Source organism: Bacteroides sp. 3_1_13 (genome assembly GCF_001185845.1).
Classification (GTDB): domain Bacteria; phylum Bacteroidota; class Bacteroidia; order Bacteroidales; family Bacteroidaceae; genus Bacteroides; species Bacteroides xylanisolvens.
Genome location: NZ_KQ236955.1, coordinates 1,744,675 through 1,766,048 on the forward strand (window position 1 = coordinate 1,744,675; position 21,374 = coordinate 1,766,048).

11 protein-coding genes are annotated in these 21,374 nt (G+C 41.5%); all 11 read right to left on the minus strand.

What is annotated here, in order from left to right; translation table 11 throughout:
- Window positions 1-18: 18 nt before the first annotated feature.
- Entirely contained in the window at window positions 19-4,035 is a 4,017-nt protein-coding gene (locus HMPREF9009_RS06205; RefSeq protein ID WP_049701726.1) for a hybrid sensor histidine kinase/response regulator transcription factor, read from the minus strand.
- A gap of 158 nt (window positions 4,036-4,193) precedes the next feature.
- On the minus strand, window positions 4,194-6,629 hold the full coding sequence (locus HMPREF9009_RS06210) for a glycoside hydrolase family 95 protein (RefSeq protein WP_049701727.1): 2,436 nt from the start codon (window positions 6,627-6,629) through the stop codon (window positions 4,194-4,196).
- A 705-nt stretch (window positions 6,630-7,334) separates the two neighbouring features.
- Window positions 7,335-9,872 carry a glycosyl hydrolase 115 family protein gene (locus HMPREF9009_RS06215; RefSeq protein WP_049702279.1) on the minus strand — a complete coding sequence of 846 codons (2,538 nt, stop codon included), beginning with the start codon at window positions 9,870-9,872 and terminating at the stop codon, window positions 7,335-7,337.
- 508 nt (window positions 9,873-10,380) lie between these two features.
- Window positions 10,381-11,196: an N-acetylmuramic acid 6-phosphate etherase gene (gene murQ, locus HMPREF9009_RS06220; RefSeq protein WP_049701728.1), complete on the minus strand. Its 816-nt coding sequence runs from the start codon at window positions 11,194-11,196 to the stop codon at window positions 10,381-10,383.
- A 40-nt stretch (window positions 11,197-11,236) separates the two neighbouring features.
- Window positions 11,237-12,073, minus strand: coding sequence for an ATPase (locus HMPREF9009_RS06225; protein ID WP_049701729.1), 837 nt, complete (start codon window positions 12,071-12,073; stop codon window positions 11,237-11,239).
- Between the two features lie 13 nt (window positions 12,074-12,086).
- The gene (locus tag HMPREF9009_RS06230; RefSeq protein ID WP_049701730.1) at window positions 12,087-13,370 is read right to left on the minus strand and encodes an MFS transporter; all 1,284 of its coding nucleotides are present in this window, start codon (window positions 13,368-13,370) and stop codon (window positions 12,087-12,089) included.
- Window positions 13,371-13,384: 14 nt separating this feature from the next.
- A complete protein-coding gene (locus tag HMPREF9009_RS06235; protein WP_049701731.1) occupies window positions 13,385-14,743 on the minus strand; it encodes a SpoIID/LytB domain-containing protein in 1,359 nt (452 codons plus the stop codon).
- A complete protein-coding gene (locus HMPREF9009_RS06240) occupies window positions 14,740-17,205 on the minus strand; it encodes a DUF4922 domain-containing protein (RefSeq protein WP_049701732.1) in 2,466 nt (821 codons plus the stop codon). The genes HMPREF9009_RS06235 and HMPREF9009_RS06240 overlap by 4 nt, the downstream gene beginning before the upstream one ends.
- The gene (locus HMPREF9009_RS06245) at window positions 17,205-18,698 is read right to left on the minus strand and encodes a sodium:solute symporter (protein ID WP_049701733.1); all 1,494 of its coding nucleotides are present in this window, start codon (window positions 18,696-18,698) and stop codon (window positions 17,205-17,207) included. Before HMPREF9009_RS06245 ends, HMPREF9009_RS06240 begins: the two co-directional genes overlap by 1 nt.
- A 92-nt stretch (window positions 18,699-18,790) precedes the next feature.
- The gene (locus tag HMPREF9009_RS06250; protein WP_049701734.1) at window positions 18,791-20,065 is read right to left on the minus strand and encodes a hypothetical protein; all 1,275 of its coding nucleotides are present in this window, start codon (window positions 20,063-20,065) and stop codon (window positions 18,791-18,793) included.
- A 260-nt stretch (window positions 20,066-20,325) separates the two neighbouring features.
- Window positions 20,326-21,360 (minus strand): DUF4857 domain-containing protein, encoded by a 1,035-nt coding sequence (locus HMPREF9009_RS06255; RefSeq protein ID WP_008642969.1) that lies wholly within the window; start codon window positions 21,358-21,360, stop codon window positions 20,326-20,328.
- Window positions 21,361-21,374 lie beyond the last annotated feature (14 nt).

Genomic DNA, 21,374 nt, shown 5'->3' on the forward strand with positions numbered 1-21,374 from the left:
AACTATAATTCTTGAAGATTATTCTTTCTTCCCCAACTGCTCTTTCATATACATTGAAGGCGGCATTCCATACAATTCTTTGAATGTTGTCGAGAAATTATTAGGATCAGTGAATCCTGTTAACATGGCTATTTCGGATATGGTATGCTGTTTTTCGGACAATAGACGAGCGGCTTCTTTTAAACGTATATTACGTATAAAGTCACGGGTTGTCTGGTTGGTGAGCTCTTTGAGTTTCCTGTGAAGATGTACGCGGCTGATACCTACCTCGGTGGTGATTGTCTCTATTGTCAAGTTAGGGTTACTGATGTTTTCATTGATCACTTTCATAATACGTTCCATCAATTTCTCATCGGGTGATTTCACTTCCAGTTTCTGAACCTTGTTTTCCAGATTTTGCTGGCCTGTAAATACTTTGCGTAACTGCTGCCGTGTATTAATCAGATTTTCTACCGTCTTTTGCAGAATTTCGATATTGAATGGCTTCATGATATAGGCGTCGGCTCCTGTATTCAGACCTTCCAGGTTGTCTTCTTCCCTCGTTTTCGCAGTAAGCAAAATGACTGGGATATGGTTGAGATTTACATTCTGCTTGATCTTCCGGCATAAGGTAAGTCCGTCCATTTCGGGCATCATGATGTCACTAATGACTAAATCCGGAGTCTTTTTAAATATTTGCTCTAATGCTTCTTTACCATTACGGCTTTCCATGATATGAAATTTGTCCCCAAACTCCTTCGCTATATAATTTCGGATTTCTTCGTCGTCTTCTACAACTAATACGCGATATTTAGTTTTTACCCTGACTTTCTTTTCTTCCTCATTTTCTATAATGGGAGAGATGACAGGAACAGTTGGTACGGCTACTGTTACCTTTTGCTCATTGTTGTCAACTTCTTCAGGTCGTAGATGCTTGTTACCCAACGGTAATCGGATAATAAAACGGCAACCCGGTTGTTCTTTATTATTTTCTACATAGATAATTCCATGATGTAATTCCACTAATGAACGAGTAAGATGTAATCCTATTCCTGTTCCGCCTTTCGGATTCTGTTGGCTGTTACGGATCTGATAGAAACGTTCGAAGATATGTTCTTTTTCCTCTTCATCGATGCCTGTTCCGGTATCCGCGATAATTATTTCGGCATATTGTTTCAAGGGATCGGGCAGTGTATTATCTTCTCCCGTACGGATGGTAATATCTATGTTTCCTTTTTCAGGAGTAAACTTGAAGGCATTAGACAGAATATTCAGGATAATCTTATCAAAATTACCTGTGTCTACCCATACATTCAGTTCCCGGAGCGTACTGTGAAGTTGTAGTTGGATATTTTTTGTATTTGCCTGTTGACCGAAAGTTGTACATAAATCTTCTATAAAAGGAATAATATTGGTCTCCCGGAACATCAGGAACATTTGTCCTTTATCAATTTTCCGAATATCCATTAGTTGATTGACAAGATTCAGAATACGTTCCGCATTTCTGTAGATAATATGATATATTTTCAGGCGTTCATTGTTCTCCTCATTCTTAATCAGTTTCTGTAGAGGGCTGATGATTAGAGACATCGGAGTGCGTATTTCATGAGAGATGTTGATAAAGAACTGCAATTTTGCTTCATTGATTTGTTCGGCATGGATATGTTGCAGCATTTCCTGGTGCATTCTGTACCGATGTCTGATCTGAAGAATAATGATAAATATAATGGTCAGTAATAATAAGGAGTAGATAACTTTGGCCCACCATGAAGCATACCATGCAGGAGATATAAAGATGGTAATTTCTTTTATATTTGAATACACAGTGTTGTCTTTTGCTCTGATTTTAAAGTTATAGGTACCGGGTTTCAGATTGCTGAATGAGATACGGTTTACACCTTTGGGCAAACTAATCCATTTTTCATCGTTGATAGAATAAAGGTAGTTGATATGTTCGGGGGCATTTAATTCCAGAGTGGCAAACTCGATACTGAACACATTGTCTTTATGGGATAGATAAAACTCTTTTGCGTTGAATACAGGGCAGTTGATAATATTGTGAATACCGGATTTCATTCCTTTTCTAACCGGATTGTTATGCAGGAAAAAGTCGGTAATCCGGATATTCCATGTTTTTGCCGGATTGATAATGTCTTGCGGATTGAAATAGGTGATACCATTCATTCCGCCAAACCAGATAATACCTTGTTTATCTTTGAAGGAGGCATTCTTGTAGAACTCATTTCCCTGTAATCCGTCGCTGACATAATAATTGATAAATTTGTTGTTTTTCTTTTGGAATTGGGAAATTCCGGCATTGGTGCTTATCCAAAGAAAATCTTTTCCATCTCCTTGTATGGCATATATTGTATTACTGGGCAATCCGTCTGCAGTAGTATAAGTGGTTAGTTCTTTCGTATTTTTATTCCAACCGGATAATCCTTCGGAACTGCCCAACCAGACAACTCCGTCGGCATCTTCAAAGATTGAATAAATAACATTTTGTGAGAGTATCTTATGACTTTGAAAATCAGGACTGTCAAGGTCTATACAGTTGACGCCGTCATAAGTTCCGACATACAGTTTATTATCATCGGAATAGTGTAGGCAACCTATCCATTCGTTGATTAGAGATGTCTGAGATTGTACGGATGTAAATTCTTTCGTTTTCAGGTCATAGTAGAACAAACCGAATCCCATTGTCGCAATCCAGAGACGCTTGTTTTTATCTTCTGCGAAATCATATACACGTTGTATATAGTTGTTGTTCTTATCTACCAGTTTGTACTGGTAATCGCATAATCCTGTCTGTTTGTTCAGCTTTCCCATACCGTTGATAAATGAACCAATCCACATATTGTGTTCGGAGTCTTCATACAATTTAATAACAGTTGAGGGTACTGAATGAGGATGGGTGGTGTGTGAGAAATGTTTTGCCGGCTCCAATTTTTCTGTAAGGGCATAAATACCGTCATTATCCGTTCCTACCCATAGAGTCCCGTTATTATCTTTGCAGAACGAAGTAATGCAACAGGAGCCTATGCAATTTTTATCTGTTGATTTATGTCCGATATATTTAAAGCTGTTGGTGCGGGCTGGAATTAATATAACTCCTTTCTGGTAAACTGCTAACCATAAGTTACCCGAATTGTCCTTTAGGATGGAGTGTATTTTCGAGTTCCCCGAATCGAAATAATTATTGTCAAACTTGTATTCGGAGATTTCGTGTGTTCGGATATTATAAATGGCTACTCCCTTGCCGTCAGTGCCGATATACAATTCATTGGGTATACCGGAATAAAGGAAGCAAACAGGAAGTTCTCCTTTCTCTTTCAAATCGACCGGAACAAAGGTTTTACGTTCTTTATCGTAAATGAATAGTCCTTTTCGTATACTTCCTACATAAATGTTGCCTCGTTGATCCTCACATATACTTTTGACGTATCCGTTGTCTTTAGACAAGTGTAACGTAAGCTGATTGTCGGGAGTGAGTTGATATACTCCTTCTTCCCCTTTTGCCATCCATACATTTTGTTTTTTATCTTCAAACAGGCTTCCGGGTGAAGTGACTGCAATATCGACTTTCCGGACAGTCAACAGATGGTCTTTGATGTCCAGCTTGCACAACACATTTCCAGATACCCATATCTCTCCGTTTTTTCGCTCGATGAAAGAATTAATGTTGCTTTCAAGCGTTTCTCCGGTATCTTCCAATTTGGCAAGTGGAGTAAAATTGTCCGTGGCCGGATCATACATTTGAATTCCTATATATGTGCCGATAAGCAAATGACCTTTACTGTCTTCAAAAACAGTACGAACAAAATTGTGGGCTAACGAATGTTCGTTATTGGGCTCATGTTTGTATCTGGTAAATTTAGCACCGTCATAACGGTTCAGACCATCTTCTGTTGCAATCCAAATGAAACCGTTCCGGTCTTGATATATTTGATTAATCAGACTACTGGAGAGTTCTTTGTCAGTAGTGAATAACTTAGGAGATTGCCCGTTGCATAACAAAGAAAACAATAATAATAGAAAAGTGAATACATTTTTCATAGTTATAGATCGTTGTTTGTTGTACAAAGAAAACTAAAAACCTAAATATAACCTAATAAAAGATGAATATTTTCATTAGGTTCTGGGAGTACAATCGGATGTTGTAACATCGTGTGTAAATAATGTAACATGAGAAAAGATTTATCCCTTCTTCTGTATTATTGTTTTCCTTCGATTGTATTTACAATATAGGTTTTACCCGGCTTTGTTTCGATGTCATATTCATAAACTTTCTGCAGTTTGGGAGATTGCGCACTTACCCCTTTGGCTATAAGAGGTTGCTTGATAGGAGTAGTGGCGAATAATCTATTTGAGCACTCTTTCCCGTTTACTTGTTTTAAGCCTTTCTCTTTCAGTGGGACATAAGACCGGATGCGGAGCGTACCGCCTATATTCGATCGAATGATCGCTTTATTTAACACATTGTTTTTCCACTCCATATCGACAGTAAAGTTTCCACGTGCCACCAGCCCCTTCACACTTCCTTCTTCCCATGCATCAGGCAATGCTGGCAATAAATGTACGGCACCGTCATGACTTTGGAGCAACATTTCCGCTACTCCGGCTGTATAACCGAAATTACCGTCAATCTGGAAAGGCGGATGGGCATCCAGCATATTGGGATAGGTACGCCCGTTCGGATATTCTTTAGCCAAGTGATCGTTGGGCAATAGTTGAATCATATTTTTGATAATTTGGAAGGCATGGTTTCCATCCAGCATACGTGCCCAGAAATTGACTTTCCAGCCGATACTCCAACCGGTAGCCTTATCACCGCGTTGAAGCAATGTGTTTCTTGCTGCCTGGAATAACTCGGGATTCGAGTATGGAGAAATTTGATTACTCGGATATAGCCCGTACAAATGTGAAATATGACGGTGCTCGTCCTTGGGATTGTCAACATCTTCCAGCCATTCTTGTAGTTGGTTATGTTTTCCTATTTGCATAGGTGGCAACTTCTCTAGTGTTTGTTTGAGAGAATCTTGGAAAGAGGGGGCTTCGCCTGCGATGTATGAAGCCAATAAGGTATTATACAGCGCATCGAAAGCAATCTGATTGTCCATGGTGCAACCGGCCGTGATAGGTCCGTGTTCCGGCGACACAGAAGGCGACACTACCAACCATTTATACACTGGATGTTCTACCAAGAAATCCATGTAGAACTGCGCTGTTCCTTTCAGGATGGGATAGTACTCTTTCAGGAACTCTTTATTTCCTGTAAAGAGGTAATGTTGCCAGATATGTTGTGCTAACCAGGCTCCCCCACTAGGCCACATGCCGGCTGCAGCAAAGTCTACAACTCCGCAAATTCGCCATAAATCAGTATTATGATGCGCCATCCATCCCCTACAATCATACATGGTTCGGGCTGTTTCTGCTCCTGTGACGGATAAATCTTTCAACATAGAGAATAGCGGACTATGTGTTTCACTTAAATTAGTGACTTCTGCCGGCCAATAGTTCATTTCTGTATTAATGTTGATGGTGTATTTACTATCCCAAGGTGCATGTGTGCTGTTATTCCATATTCCTTGCAGATTAGCCGGTTGTCCACCCGGTTGCGAAGAAGAAATCAGTAAATAACGTCCATAATGGAAAAGTAGAGCTGCCATTGCCATGTCTTCCCCATTTCCGAAGTTTTCAATTCGTTTGGGAGTCTCCAGTTGGGAAGTTTTGCCTGTCGGTAATGTAAGGCGTACACGGTCAAATTGTTTTTTATAATAAGCGATATGGCTTTTGAGAGCTTTTTCGTAAGGTATTTGCATTGCTCTTTTCAGATATTCGCTGGTCCGTCGGGATTCATCGGCGCTGACATCCTGGTAGTTTACGTAGTTGGTTGCTGCCGATATATAAAGGGTGGCTTCTGTTCCTTCATTAATTTGGAGCGTATTTCCTGCCGGGCGGAGAGTGCCATTCGTTTTTACCTGGATTTGACATTCTGCCCGTAGTGCGGCTTTCAAACCTTCCTGCTCCTTCCCTTGACAGGTGACGGTCAGCTGATCATTCTGAACATTCACCTTATGTACTAGAGGGCAGTTATATGCAATAGTAAAGTTCAGTGCGTTTGCTTTACTTGCTTTGATATGCATAATAATGACATTATCAGTAAATGAAGCAAAAGTGGTGCGGGTATAAGTGACGTCATCCACTTGATAACGGGTAGTTGTCGTTGCATTCTCCAGATTCAGATCGCGGTAAAAGCCGGATGCGTTTTGGTGTTCCGGAAATTCCAGGTAAAGACTACCTAATGTCAGATAGCTCATTCCGTGTTGCTGGGTTAAGAAGTTGGCGTCAATGAGTCTTTGCGCTTCCTTGTTTCTCCCTTCAAAAATCAGTTTGCGTACAATCGGTAGCACATGTACGGCATTCGGGTTATTATTATTGTATGGAGAACCTGCCCAAAATGTTTCTTCGTTGAGTTGTAGTTCTTCGCGTTCGATTCCGCCATATACCATGGCTCCAAGACGGGAGTTGCCAATAGGGAGAGCTTCCGACCAATTTTGTGCAGGTTGACTATACCACAGTTTCAGGTCCTGTCCTGAAACAAGGTTGCTTATTAATAGGAATAATACAAAAAAAGTGTTTCTGTTCATATTGTATGGATTTGTAGCAAAGGTAGCTCATTTACCAATACAAAAGGCAAAAAACTGTTTCTGAAATCTACCTTGGAAGTAACTTCTTTCCATATTTATGTTACTAATATATATGTTGTATGTTCCAAATGATAAAATAATAACTGCCGGTTTCTTTTTGATTTATTATCAGCCTTGCCCTCTTGTCATATAGCTTATTTGCAGGCTGATTAAGTGGGAGGTATAAAAAGAGAAGCTGGTATAGTTGCGTTGGGATGCCGGTATCGTTCCATTAAAGTACCGGTATCATTAATTTCCCACGGCCGTGACAAGATCTTCCCACGGCCGTGGTAGGAACTCTTCACGGCTGTGGGAAGAAGCTACCACGGCCGTGAAGAATTAAGTATACCGGTATCCTGATCGAACAATAGTTATTGAATGATATAAGTATGCCGGTTGTATGACGGATGTTTAATGGAGGCTTTTCTTGAAAAGTAAGTAAAGCTGGATAGGAGATATGGGAGAGCAAAATCATAAAATAATAGGCTGACAATAAAACTTATAAAATGTTATTGTCAGCCTATTGTCAGGGCTTATTGTCAGCATCTAATGGATTGAAAATCATTTATCTAATGAATAGAAATGACGGCTGACAATAAGAACTGCAAAATTTATATGTAAATACAATCAGTGTGTAGTAATTGACTTGTCTCTACATGGATCTTTTTATCTATTATCTCTCTTGCTTTTCGATTCATTCATAAACAGATAAGATTTCTTATAGCCTCCGTAGTCTACAACCAACTTTTCCAGCACGATGCCCGGATCAAGAGGTTTGAAAATTAGTGTCTGCATGCCGTCTGATGTATTCGGTACATTCAGTTTGACTTTTTTCTCGACGATACGTCTTGCAACTGTCGGATAGTATATGCTATACACATTTTCGGGAAGTTCATTCAAATTCTGATTGAAATTGATAGTCTGTTCCTTCGCCCCTTCGAATCCGATACTGTACTCATGTCCTTTCCGGTCGTGGAAAGCAAGAGTGGATTTCACTATCACGTGAACAGTCACTTTGTCGACTCCTTTAGGCAATTTTATTTTGTAGGAGATAGAAGCTCCGTCGGTCGGTTGGGTATAAGGCATCAGAGCCATGCCGCTAAGGGTTCGTCCCATGTAGGGGATCACTGTCCATTCCGTACTTGGTGCTGCTTTAGTGCTGTAATAGTGTTCGGCCTCCATAGCTACATATCCGTCTTGTCCGGTGAAGACGTATCCACCGACAGCCTTTTCCGGATTTTCGATTCGATAGGTTTGTGGTAGTGTATCAGCGGGGAAATTATCATTCCATGAGGTATAACCGATATGTTTCTGAATCATCATGTTCTTCCATTTACCGCCGGACATAACATTGTTATAATCGTCACTCAATGCTTTATCCCGTGCAAAAGCCTGTTCCACTTTATCTGCCCATTCGTTAGCTTGCGGATTGTTTTCTTTGTACAATTTATGGTTCATGGCTTGTGCATAATACATCTCGTACAGGTTTGCCATGGCTTGAACAGGGAAGAGGATTAATTGCTTGTAGGCATCTTTATATTCCGGTTTCAATGATATGTATTGTCTCAAAGCTTCCGCTTCCAGTTTCAGATATTCATCAGATACTTGTTTCCATTCGCCGGTCTCCAGGTTATAAGTATTCCGGTCGAGCATTTCTCCCGTTACGCGACCGTTATATTTGCTGTACAGGTTTAAGATTCGCATAGCTTCATCCGCTTGATTTTCGCCAAACTGCTGTGCGCAGAAACGACGGGGATGGTCCAGCAAGTTGGAGACGTTGAATTGTTTGGGATTCCATGCCATATCCATGAAGAGCGTGATCGGATATTCCATTGGTTTTAAATCACCTACATTCAGTATCCACAGCTTTTCTACTCCGTAATCGTATGTGAGTTGAAGTTGCTCCCACATATTTTGTATAGGGGTTACGTTCAGCCATTTGGAGTTTCTCGGAGCACCTACGTAGTCTACATGGTAATACATGCCCCAACCGCCCGGATGCTTACGTTCCTTGGCATTTGGCAGGCGGCATACATTTCCCCAGTTGTCATCACATAATAGCATGATAACGTCATCGGGTACACGCATACCTTTATCATAGTAATCCAGTACTTCTTTGTATAGTGCCCAGACTTGCGGGGTTGCTTTGGCAGGTCGTTTAGTCACCTTTTCAATGATTCTGCGTTGGTTCTTTACTATGTCTTCCAGCAGTTTCACGTTGGTGTTTTCGCTCATGGCTGCGTCACCGTCTCCGCGCATACCGATGGTTACGATATCTTCTGTGTCCTGCATCCGTTCGATACCTTCACGGAAAAACTGATCGATCACTTTTTTGTTAGTTGTATAATCCCATGCACCATATTCTTTGCGCTTGCGTGACCACTCCTGATGGTTGCGTGCCATTGGTTCGTGGTGGGATGTACCGATGATGATTCCCATTTCATCAGCAGTCTTACTATTCTCCGGGTCGTCTGCATAGAAAGCCCAACTCCACATGGCAGGCCAAAGAAAATTACCTTTCAGGCGTAATATCAGTTCGTAAACTTGTGTATAAAAACGGTGGTCACCGTAGTTTGTGCCGTAGGTTTGTTTTACCCAACCGGTCAGACAGGGCGCTTCATCATTCAGGAAGATACCGCGGTAGGTCACCGCAGGTTCTCCGTCTGTATACTGTCCCGGCTTTACATATACATTCTGTTGCTTTCGGATAGGGACGTCTGCCCACCAATACCAAGGAGATACCCCCATTTGTTCAGACAGTTCATAGATACCATAGATCGTACCGCGTCTGTCGCTGCCGATGATAACCACTGCTTCATCTACTCCTTCACAGGGATTAGTGACAACTTGCAGGATATATTTCTCGTTTTTCCCTTCCAGCTCTTTTTTATCTATTTTGTTTGCAGCTATCAGTTTTTTTACAAAAGGAGTACTATAGGTACCTACAATGACACAGTGTTTCGAACTTACGTTTGTTAAGAGCACAGGCTTCGTTCCGCATACTTGCAGTATATCTTGTTGAAGATTGCCGACAGCTATCATCACTCCTTTGTCTTCGGAAGAATCTACATATATCGGACAAGGAACTCCTTGGGATATCAACGGAAAATGATTATCGGTCGGTGTGAATACTACGAATTGTTCAGCGGCAAATGCTGCTATACTCACAACAGAGAGGTAGAAGAATAGAAATAATCTTTTCATGGTTTCAATATTTAATAATTTGTTGTTAATCATTGATCTTACGTTTCACTGTAACCGGATATTCTACTTTGTAGATAATTGGTAATTGAAAAGTATATAACAGCAGGCTCAAAATGATGCAAATATCCTTCTTCATAAATACTATATTTAATGAAATTATCTTCTTTGTGTCTTAAATTCCAAAAATGGTTTATTTTTTGTCTGTACTGTGACACGATGCAAAGATAGTTGGTATTGATAAGAACGGGCTTTGGGTATGTTTCAATTATTTATACTGTTGATACCAATTTGCTTTTTCTTGAAGTTTTTTCTTCGGAGATAAAATGAAGAAGTGTGAACAAACCGGTTTGTTCAATAAATGTTTTTGATTTTGTTTCAAAATCTTTTTGTATTGTATCTATGAGGCTGTCGGATGAATAATGATGGTTAATGTGTCATATTCCGTATTAATAAGATTGGTATGTGATGCGTATAATATAAGTTGGTTAAACAAGAGTAAGTAGAGATTTTAATGATCTTGAGAATATCGGTAAGCGTCAATTGCATTCTTAACCGAACCATGTAACAGTAACAATTTTTGTGCATGGTCATGATTTAATCCTAGTTCCTCCATAATCATCCTGGTGCCTCTTTCTACCAGTTTATGATTACTAAGCTGCATATTTACCATCTTATTTCCTTTCACCCGTCCAAGTTGAATCATCACCGACGTACTAATCATATTCAGAATCATTTTCTGTCCGGTGCCTGATTTCATCCGGGAACTGCCTGTCACATATTCCGGCCCTACAATCATTTCGATGGCGACATCCGCTTCTGCTGTCATTGGAGAATCGGGATTACTGGTGATACAACCTGTCAGGACACCGTGTTTACGGGCTTCCCGTAAAGCACCGATTACGTACGGGGTAGTGCCGGAAGCGGCAATGCCGATAACGGTGTCTTTTTCGTTGATCTGGTGTTCGACGAGTTCTTCCCAACCTCGATTTTTATCATCTTCGGCTCCTTCTACCGGATTGCGCAAGGCTGTATCGCCTCCTGCAATCAATCCGATAATCCAGTTGGGAGACATTCCGAAAGTAGGAGGAATTTCGGAAGCATCCAATACTCCCAGGCGACCGCTTGTGCCGGCCCCCATATAAAAGATGCGTCCGCCTTGTTTCATGCGGGGTACAATCTGATTGACAAGTTCTTCAATTTGTGGAATAGCCTTTTGTACGGCTAATGCTACTTTCTGATCTTCCTGGTTGATATCTTCTAATATCTCTCGCACAGATTTCTTTTCCAGATGATCGTAAAGTGACGGTTGTTCGGTTATCTGCATTTTTATAATTACTGGTTATAAATTACAATAGGTAAAAGAATTATTGTTGATGGTATTGAATCAGCCCTTCCATCGGACTTTGAAGAATCTTACCGATCTGAATACCTGTTGTTTGCGCAGCCTCCTGCAAAATCTCCTTGTAACAGTGAGCTACGGAACCAATAAAATGTACCGGATATTGCTTATAATCATATTGCATCACGTTTCTGCGGAGAAAAGCGATAAAGCTGTTGAGTACTAGTGAACGGATAGCCGGTTCTTCCAAGTGCTGTGCAAGGAAAGGGGAGAGACTAGCCAGAAAACGGTTCGGAAAGGGTTGGCGGTAAACGCGGTCGATGATTTCGGGGGCCGTCAGGTCGAACTGTTTTAAGAAAGCTTCTTTGATGGTGGGTGGAAGCTGGTTTTTCAGTACATCGCCTACCAATAGTTTTCCTAGGACTGCGCCGCTTCCTTCATCTCCCAGAATGAATCCAAGAGGGGAGATGTTGTTGACAATCTCTTCACCGTTGTAGAAACAGGAATTGGAACCTGTGCCGAGGATGCAGGCAATCCCTGCTTCATGTCCGCATAGTCCGCGGGCAGCGGCAAGCATATCCGAGTTGGCTTTGATATTTCCGATGACAGGCAGGCTGTCGGCGATGGCCCGCCGGAGGACGGGAGCCTTTTCGGGAGTGCAGCCTGCACCATAAAAAAAGACGGAGTTGATCGTTCCTTCCGGTAGTTGTGGCAGAAGGGAATGTGTCAGCTCTTGTTGAATTTCTTCTTCTGATTGGAAGAAGGGATTAATTCCCTTCGTTCCCATTCGTTTGATTGGGGTGTCGTTGAAAACGATGCACCAGTCGGTTTTTGTAGAACCACTATCTGCAATGAGTATCATATCTTTGAGTTTTTTATTGTTTCTTTCCGAAAGAATCCTCCAGTCGGTTGCGAATCATTAATGAGGCGACGATACCGGGTAGGGTACAAATACAAACCCAGATAAAGAAGTTTGTGTATCCGAGATGTTCCTGTATCCATCCGGCAGGCATACCGGGAATCATCATGCCTAGTGCCATAAATCCGGTTCCGATAGCATAGTGCGCCGTTTTGTGTTCACCTTCTGCTATATAAATCAGATATAGCATATAAGCGGTAAAACCGAAACCATACCCCAACTGTTCGATCGCTACACAAATGGCTATAAATATAGGATTGTCCGGGGTGGCGGCAGCCATCCATACATATAATAGATCGGGAATGTTGATGGCTAATGCCATGGGTAATATCCATTTCTTGAATCCGTCACGGGAAACGAGGAAACCACTAATGATTCCACCGAGCAACAAAGCTATGACACCTATGGTACCGTAGATCATTCCGACAGTTGCTGTGGATAAACCCAGTCCACCTTTATCGGTCGTGTCGAGCAGGAAAGGAGAAGCTATTTTGGCTAACTGTGATTCTCCCAACCGATAGGTGAGGAGGAAAAAGAACATGAGACCGAGGTTCTTTTTCTGAAAGAATGTGACAAAGGTCAAAAGGAAATCTCCCAACAACTTACCCGGTGTGAGTCCGGGACGTTTAATGTCCGAATCAGGATGGGGGAGGGTAAGTCGATGATAGATAGTAAGAGCCAGAAATAATCCGGCAAGGAGGTAGAATGTAATACTCCATGCCAAGGGAATATTGTTCTGTGATGTTTCCAGCCATCCTGCCAGCATGACTAGAATTCCCTGCCCGAAAATATTGGCAAGCCGATAAAACGTATTTCGAATACCGACAAAGAAAGATTGTTCTTTATTATTGAGCCCGAGCATATAGAAACCGTCTGCAGCGATGTCATGCGTAGCGGAACTGAACGCCAACAGCCAGAAAAAAGCAAGAGTCAACTGTACATAATGAGCAGTCGGAATAAAGAAGGCTATTCCTGCAAATCCGGCAGCGATGAAACCTTGCATGGCAATAATCCAGGCACGCTTCGTTTTCACCAGGTCGACGAATGGACTCCATAGCGGTTTGATAGTCCAGGGAAGATAGAGCCAGGAAGTGTATAAGGCTATTTCCGTATTGGATAATCCTAAACGCTTGTACATGATAACAGCAATCGTCATTACCGCTACGTATGGCAGCCCTTCTGCGAAGTAGAGGGTGGGTATCCAGCTCCAGGGATTTCTTTTTATAGTGGGGGTTGTCATGGTATTATTCTTTTTTATTGATATTGTTTCTCGAGCGTACTGCCGGGGTAATAGTGAGACAGTATTTCTTCATATTTGTAACCTTGCTCTCCCATTACGGCAGCACCAATCTGGCAAAGCCCTACTCCATGTCCCCAGCCGGCTCCGGTGAGGATGAATCGTGAAGGGATTTTATCCTCTTTATGTCCTTTTTCCTCATATTCCTTGTCTACTACGAAGGCGGAACTATACAGATGAGAAGTAGATAAGGTACGGCGTATTTCCAGTTCTTTCCCGATAATAAGCGTTCGCAAGGTTCCTACAATTTTCAATCGGACAAGACGTCCGGATGTTCCCCGTTCTACAGGAATTAAATCAATGATTTGTCCGAAATCAATCCCTGAACGTTGATGAATCAGTTCTGAAAGCTCCTGCTGCGAATAACTGATTTTCCAACGATAGAAGTCTGCTGTTTCCTGATCGTAGTTGTTTAGTACTTGGCTTAGAATTTTCTTATCCTGCGTATTACAAAAAGCAACAGGTGAGGTACGTATCCATTTATCAGCTTCCGCCTCTATGTTCAAATCGGGAAGTTGTTTTTCAGTCTTGCTATCCCGTTGTCTGATTAGATAAGGATGCTTTACGTTTTCCCAACAATTTTGGAACTCTTCAAAAGCTCCGCCACAACATTTAGAGAAACGGGCATCACAAATCGCTCCTTTATACATCAGCACTTCCCCCCGCGTGGCGGAGACTGCTTCGATGGCTTGTGGTGTTGAGGCTCGTGTAATTCCCTGATAACGCTGGCAATGATCATCGGCACATACATCGAAATTTCTATGTGCTTCATGGTCATACCACTTAATAAATGAAGAATTAGGAATGAAGAATGAAGAATTGGCTGCGCTGTCTTTTTGCAAAGTTCTTTTAAATTCTTCATTCTTCATTCTTAATTCTTTATTTTTTTCGAGTAGCCAGCTTCGGGAGATGACGGCGTGAGCCTTTAGTAGTTCTAAAGAAGCTGTTGCGCTCATCTCTGATGAAATTACACTGGTAAGATATTCTTCAATGGAAATCACATTGATGGCGGTTAGTTGTTCTCCTTCGATGATAATCTTTAATTCCCCTTTGAATTTCTGGACTTCTTTGCGTTCCCAATGGAAGTTGATTCCGATGGTCACATCTTTCAGTTCAAAGAAAGCATGCGCATTTTGTGGAGGAATGAAGGATAATTCGTCGTACTCTTTCCCTTGCCAATGAATCTTCCCATCCTGATAAATAACTTTCTGTGTCCCGGAAATTTCCGTTCCGACAGAAGAACTAAATTTCACCGGGAAAGAGAATTCAATCTCTTTCCCGGAAAGGATACCGACTGTTATTTGAGGTTGAGTCATAATACAGCTTTAATACGTTCTAGTATTTTTTGCAGTTTTTCTTTGGATATAGATATTTCCCGATAGATATCATATACCTTTTCAGGAGTCAGTTTCTCCATATCCTCTTCACGTACTATAGGGAATATGCCGTTCATTTCAGCAATAGCAGGACTGATGAGAATTTGTTCGTCTCCTTTTGCGTAATAGCAGTCAGGACGATGTTTGCTGCGTAAGAAGATAACACAATTGTAAGGGTGTTCGGCCACTGATTCAAATTCTTCTTCGTAGCGCTCTCTAAAATCCTCTTTGGTGCGTTCCAAACCATACCAGGCAAGAATATTCATCATTGGTTCTTTTCCGTTATTATTGGTAGCTAAGATGTCGTAAATCAGATGGAAGGTTTTCGACATTGTTTTCTTATTTTCCGCCTGAATCCTGATGAAACTGCACGGGAAATCTTTATAACTAATTTGCACCTTGTCGTTATCTATTAATTCCATGCGATCGTAATAGGCTCCCTGTATACTTTCCTCTTTACTGCAAGCTTGAAAATGGGCATGATCGGGAGCGGAAGCTCCAGATTCCGGTCCATTATACAAAAGGAAGTATTCTTCCATAATGTCGGTGAGTTCTATCATATCTTTAAAACGCCCGGCTATGGATTGTGACTTGTGTTCCTTATCTACAATTGTAAAGTGGTGTTTAAATATGGGATAGGGATTAACCAGTATCTGATAATTCCTGTAACTGATGAACTCTTGTTCCTGCGGTCGGTTTGTTTGGCAGAGGAAGCAAGGCCGTGAGTGAATGGAGGCAGTATCTGTCTGTGCGGTAGCCGAAAGAATACGTTTCGGATTAAAGAATAGTTTCGCACTTAAACAATTGTTACCAAACCACTTGGATATTTCTTTTGTTCGTGACCGATACTGTTCCAATGCTTGGTAATTCTCTTTGGCTAGTTCCCAAGAAAGAGTTTGCTTTTGGAATAACTGTTCGATTTTTTGCTGAATTTTCTCTAATGTCGTTTCTTGTTGCAGGATGCGCTGTTCCAATTCCCACGTACGAAGTCGGTCTTTATATAGATTATTCTGGTTGATTTTCTCAACAGGCAGTGCAGCATCCGAGTTGCCTTCCCAACGGCGGCAAAGGTAAATCACGTCGTATATTCTGCCTATCTGATAATCGTGTGAAATTTTCAATCCAAGGGCATAATCTTCTCCATAGCTTGTGTTCGGGACTTTGATTTCCCGAAGAATGGGCGTGTAGAATGCACGGGGAGCTCCCAGACCGTTGATACGTAATGCATTATTTCGTCCGTTGTCGGGCGTCCATTCCTTATGATCGATGATGCCGGGGGCAATTTCCTGCATATCAAAGTTAGTCATCATATAAGTGCCGATTACCATTGCACATTTCTGTTTATAGAAAGTATCAATGATGATTTGCAGGCTATGTTCGTCTTTATACACGTCATCGCTATCAAGTTGGACGGCAAACTTTCCGCATTTCTCGTGATGGATACCTATGTTCCAACATCCGCCTATACCGAGGTCATCTCTTTCGGGAATGACGTGAATCAGGCGCTTGTCCGAACTAAGTTCACGGAGAACTTCACTGGTTCCGTCTGTCGAATGATTGTCGATGACAATGACATTGAACGGAAAGGTCGTTTGCTGGTTCAGTGCCGAGCGTACGGCATCTTTGACTGTGCGAATACGGTTGCGTACGGGTATAATGACAGAAGCTTCATATTCAAAAGTGTGGGAAGAGAAGTCTACGGGATGGAAGATTGGATAAAGATATCCGCCAATTTCCTGCAAATGGTTGGTGCATGCCTGTTCCATTTCGATCTGTACCTGACGGTTTTTAGGGTCTACATAATCGAACTGCTTCTCACCGCTTTTCCGCTTGTCACTTTCTACTTCGGTATATAGATATTCGTTGATGTGTACCAGTTTGCTCTTTTGGGATATTTTGAGTCTTAAATTATACAAGCCTGCATATTGATATTCCTCTTCCGTATTTTCTATAACTTCCTTGAATGCGTTGGCATTGAACAGTAAAACCGAGCCGAAATTGAAGTCGTCACGCAGGCTACCGGGTTGGTAATCAATGACCGGAGCTGTTTTTTGCACACCGTCTATCTGTTGGTAATGGTCTGCATATACCATGCCAGCTTGGGTCATTTCCATTACTTGAACCATTCTTTCAAGAGCGAACATGCCTATTTTTAGTGCAGTGTGTTTGGTATAGAGCAAGGTATATGTTTTATCAGAATGTTCTGCAATAGCTCGCATCGCTTGTGTAGACTGCATTTTTTCTACAGAGATGAGTTCGCATCCGGGAATACAGACATTGGTAATTGGCGATGCCAATAAATAAATTTTGTCTACCAGCGTCGATGCACGTAACTCCTTAACTGTTTGCACAGTTTCTTCCAACCGGCTGAAAGGAAGAAAACAGTTGATTGTTGTTTTCATTATTTTACTTCTTGTTTTGTAGTATGAGTTGTGTAAGATGTTTCTTTGTCTTGTCTTTTGATGAACAAACAAAGTCCAAGGAATGTGAACAGGGCATTGATTATCAACAACTCGTAACTAATTTGGTAACCGTTGAGCCATGCTTCCGAATTTCTTTGCAGGATATAGCAAAGAATAGGAGAAGCGATAGCTACCAACGGAATATATTTATCATAAACTTGTTTCTTGGTGAAGATGCCGAAAGCGAACAGTCCTAAGATAGGACCATACGTATAACTGGCCAATGTGTAAATCGCATCAATCACACTGGTGTTGTTCAGCAGATTGAATACGAAAATGACTGCTCCCATCACAACTGCCATACCGATATGTACATGTTTGCGTATTTGGCTAAGTGCCGCCTCTCCTTTTTTCTGTGCATGTAAAATATCTACAGTAAAGGAAGTGGTCAGTGCCGTCAAGGCAGAACCGGCTGCAGAATAGGCGGAGGCTATCAGTCCGATAATGAATAATATTCCGACTATGCCGGGAAAATAATTTCCGGTAGCAATCATCGGAAACAACTCGTCGCTTTTTTCCGGATTCCCAATGCCTTGCTGTGCTGTAAACGTATATAACAGTACTCCCAGCATCAGAAAAAGCAGAATGACAAAGAATTGTGAGATACCGCTTGTAATCATATTCTTCTGTGAATCCCGGAAATTCTTGCAGCTAAGATTGCGTTGCATCATATCCTGGTCGAGCCCGTTCATGGCAATGACAGTGAACACTCCTGCAAGGAACTGTTTGAAGAAATAGCGTTTGTCGTTCACGTCGTCGAAGAAGAATGTTTTGGAGAAGTCACTATCTGATATGGTAGTAACCAGGCCGCTAAAGTTGAGGTGCAAGTTGGAGGCTATATAATAGATACATAGTACCACAGAGACTACCAGACAGAATGTTTTCAATACATCCGTCCATATCAATGATTTCACTCCGCCCCGGAAAGTATAGAGCCATACTATAAATACGGTAAGTATGACATTCAACAGGAAAGGAAGATGGAAAGGCTCGAAGATCAGCAGTTGCAGCGTCAGGCATACCAGAAATAGTCGAACGGCAGCTCCCAGCATCTTTGAGATAAAGAAGAACCATGCTCCTGTTTTATAGGATGAAGCTCCGAATCTGTTCTCCAAATATTCATAGATAGAAACCAGATTCATCCGATAGAACAGTGGAACAAGCACAAAGGCGATAATAAACTGTCCGACTATAAAGCCGAGTACCATTTGCAGATAAGAGAAACTACTGGCTTGTACCATGCCCGGAACAGATACAAAAGTAACTCCCGAAATGGTGGAACCAATCATGGCAAAAGCAACAACATACCATGCCGATTTACGGTTTCCTACGAAGAACCCTTCATTGTCAGCTTTGCGTCCTGCTATATAAGAGATAGTGAACAGGATTATAAAGTATGCCACAATAGTGATAGATATAACGGCTGGACTCATATCTGCTATTTAAATTCGTTTGAGGATGAATGATCCGAATTAGTTTATCTTTGTCTACAAAAGTAGGGAATTTATCATAGATATGTATACTCTTACCTATTTTTTATTCCCGGTGTGCCTCCGGTCGCGTGTTTGGACGAACGCCAGTTTTTATTGAGCGAGGACAACTCCGGAGATTTCTTTTCAAGCGAAATGCCGGTTATTTTGTCAATGGTGTGCATTTCATCTCTAAAACAACAAGTGTCAAAAGTATGTCCTGGTGCAGTCTCTTTACTACTCGAAAGTGCCAGATACCCACCATTATTGTTCAGTGCCGGGAAGTTCGGTATAATTATTATATTTTCTCCACCAACTTTATGTTTCTGAACAACTCTGTTGAAGTATTTCGTGAAACAAAGATAAGTTTTGGAAGGAATGGCTAGGGGAGTAGAAGGACTCTCATTTTGAAGGATAGTAGTATTGTATATTGTCCCGTCTTCATGCATTTTATATAGATAAAGTGCGGGTAAAATGACTGCCTGTTCAGTTGGATTATAGATTTCTACATATTCTGCACCATCAGTGGCATTGTTATACATTATTTCATTGAAAAGAAGCATACCTCTCACATCTCTCGGTAGTTCGGGAGTGTCCGGATTATCTGGAAGGTCCGTATCGGGGTTATCGGGTGTTTCGTCGGGTGATGTGTTCGTTTCTACGTCATTAGACAACTGTATGTGATGGAACGTGAATCCTTTACAACGGGTTTTGGTGTAAATGCAGTATATACCGCAGTAGCGGGAAGTCTGTATATCGGTATCTTTTATCTGTTTTTCTTTTACGTATTCATTCTCGGATTCAAGCCGTGTCCAAAAAGTCCAGTAACCGTTATTGTCACGTTCTACTTTTATATATAGTTTCGGTGATGAGTCGCCTTTCATCAGTTCTCTTCCCGAAGCCAGTAGTTTAGACTGCTCTCCGTTTTGACGATAAAGAGCTACATTGTCTTTTGCTCCTCCAATCTGAATATAATAGCCGTTTAAATTACCGGAAAGAATGTTTGAGGAAGAAGTCAGATAAAATCGTGCATAATTGTTGGCGGAGGGGTTGAAGGTGAGGTGAACTCCAAATTCCCAACGGGTATTTTTTATAGAGGTAGAAGGAATGGTGACATAAGCTGTTCCGGCGTCTTCCTGTGGATCATTCAGATGGATTCCTTCTTTAGAGTTGATGGTGAATTTGTCCATCTCTCCTTCCCAGGGAAGTTCGGGTGTGATAGTGTCTCCTCCTCCTAATTCTCCCTTTTTTTCGTCATCAGCAGGGAGCGAACAATTATAGAACAATATGATGAAGATACTTAGGAAAGCAAATGCTTGGTAAACTTTCATACGGTTTTTAGTTTGAGTTATTTCGTTTTACCGTATTTGTTTGAGTATAATGCAGAAGCAATTGCGGTTTAAATAGTTGAATGAGTCGGCAAAGGTAAACCTTTTTGCTGGAAAAAACATACTTATTGAAGAAATAATTGTAAATCCTTTTGTTTTCTCTAAATGCGTGGAAAGGAAACAGTGAGGGGTTATCAAAAGTCAATAAATTAAATGTGACTTTTGATAACCCCTCACCCATGTTACATTCAATTATTGAAACATTATTCGAAGCGTGGCATTACATATTTATCTGTGTAAGATGTGAACGTAATACCTGGCATGGAATGAACGTTCGATTCGTTCTCCAGCTTCTTTATCAGCGAATAATCGTTGGCATCCAATGCGTAATAGTTATCTGAAGCCGGAGTTGTCACGCGGACTGTCCAGTCGAACATATTACCGATGATGGTGAGCGCATCCGTTTCCGGATCAAATGCCGGGATTCCTGTTTTAACGATTTCATACGTCCGGTTCTGCAACACATAGAAAGCCTTGTTGACATCGGTCATAAAAGCAAGCGTCTTTTTGTTTCTGAACTCGGTCAGATACAGATGTTCTAATGTCAGGCCTTCAGGCAAGGTGATGGCACGGACATACGGGCGTCCTTTCACCTGTTTCAGATGAAACAGACGACGGTCGGCATCCAACAGAAGATAACCTTCGTCATACTCCTTTTTCACCGTCGGATTTCCTACGATTTCCGTTGCCGGAAAACGAAAATCCTTCTTAGTCATAGCTTCGGTAAACTGAAGGCTTTTGTCTTCCTTCACGCTGTTGGTAGCCATGTCGATAAATTCGATCCCTTTGGAGGTGATACGGAATACGTCATCCGGCATTTTCAGGTCCACACGTCCTGACATAGATTCCATCAGTGGGTAAAGCCCGATAGAAGGTGCGTTTATATCCGAAGGCACACTGCGGAAGTTGAAGTTTTCTGTCTGCACCATTTTAGGAGTCATTGCGATTCCTTGAATGGTATCCGGAAAACGCTCATCAGACATCAACTGACGGAAATAAAACATAGGCAGGATGCTGTCGAAAGCAGCTTCCGAATAAATGTTTCCTGCAAGGTCGCGGCGCACGGTTCCTTTCCCTTCTTCTTGTCCCATCTGGGCGAAATCGCCAATTACGAAACTATACAGGGTAAAGGGAGTCTTTTCTGGCTTTACGACAAAGAAATTGTAGCACCAGGGCAACTGCCAAAGAAGCAGAAAAGCGATGGTTACATATAATAGTATGGTACTGAAACGTCTCATTTCTCAATCTTTTA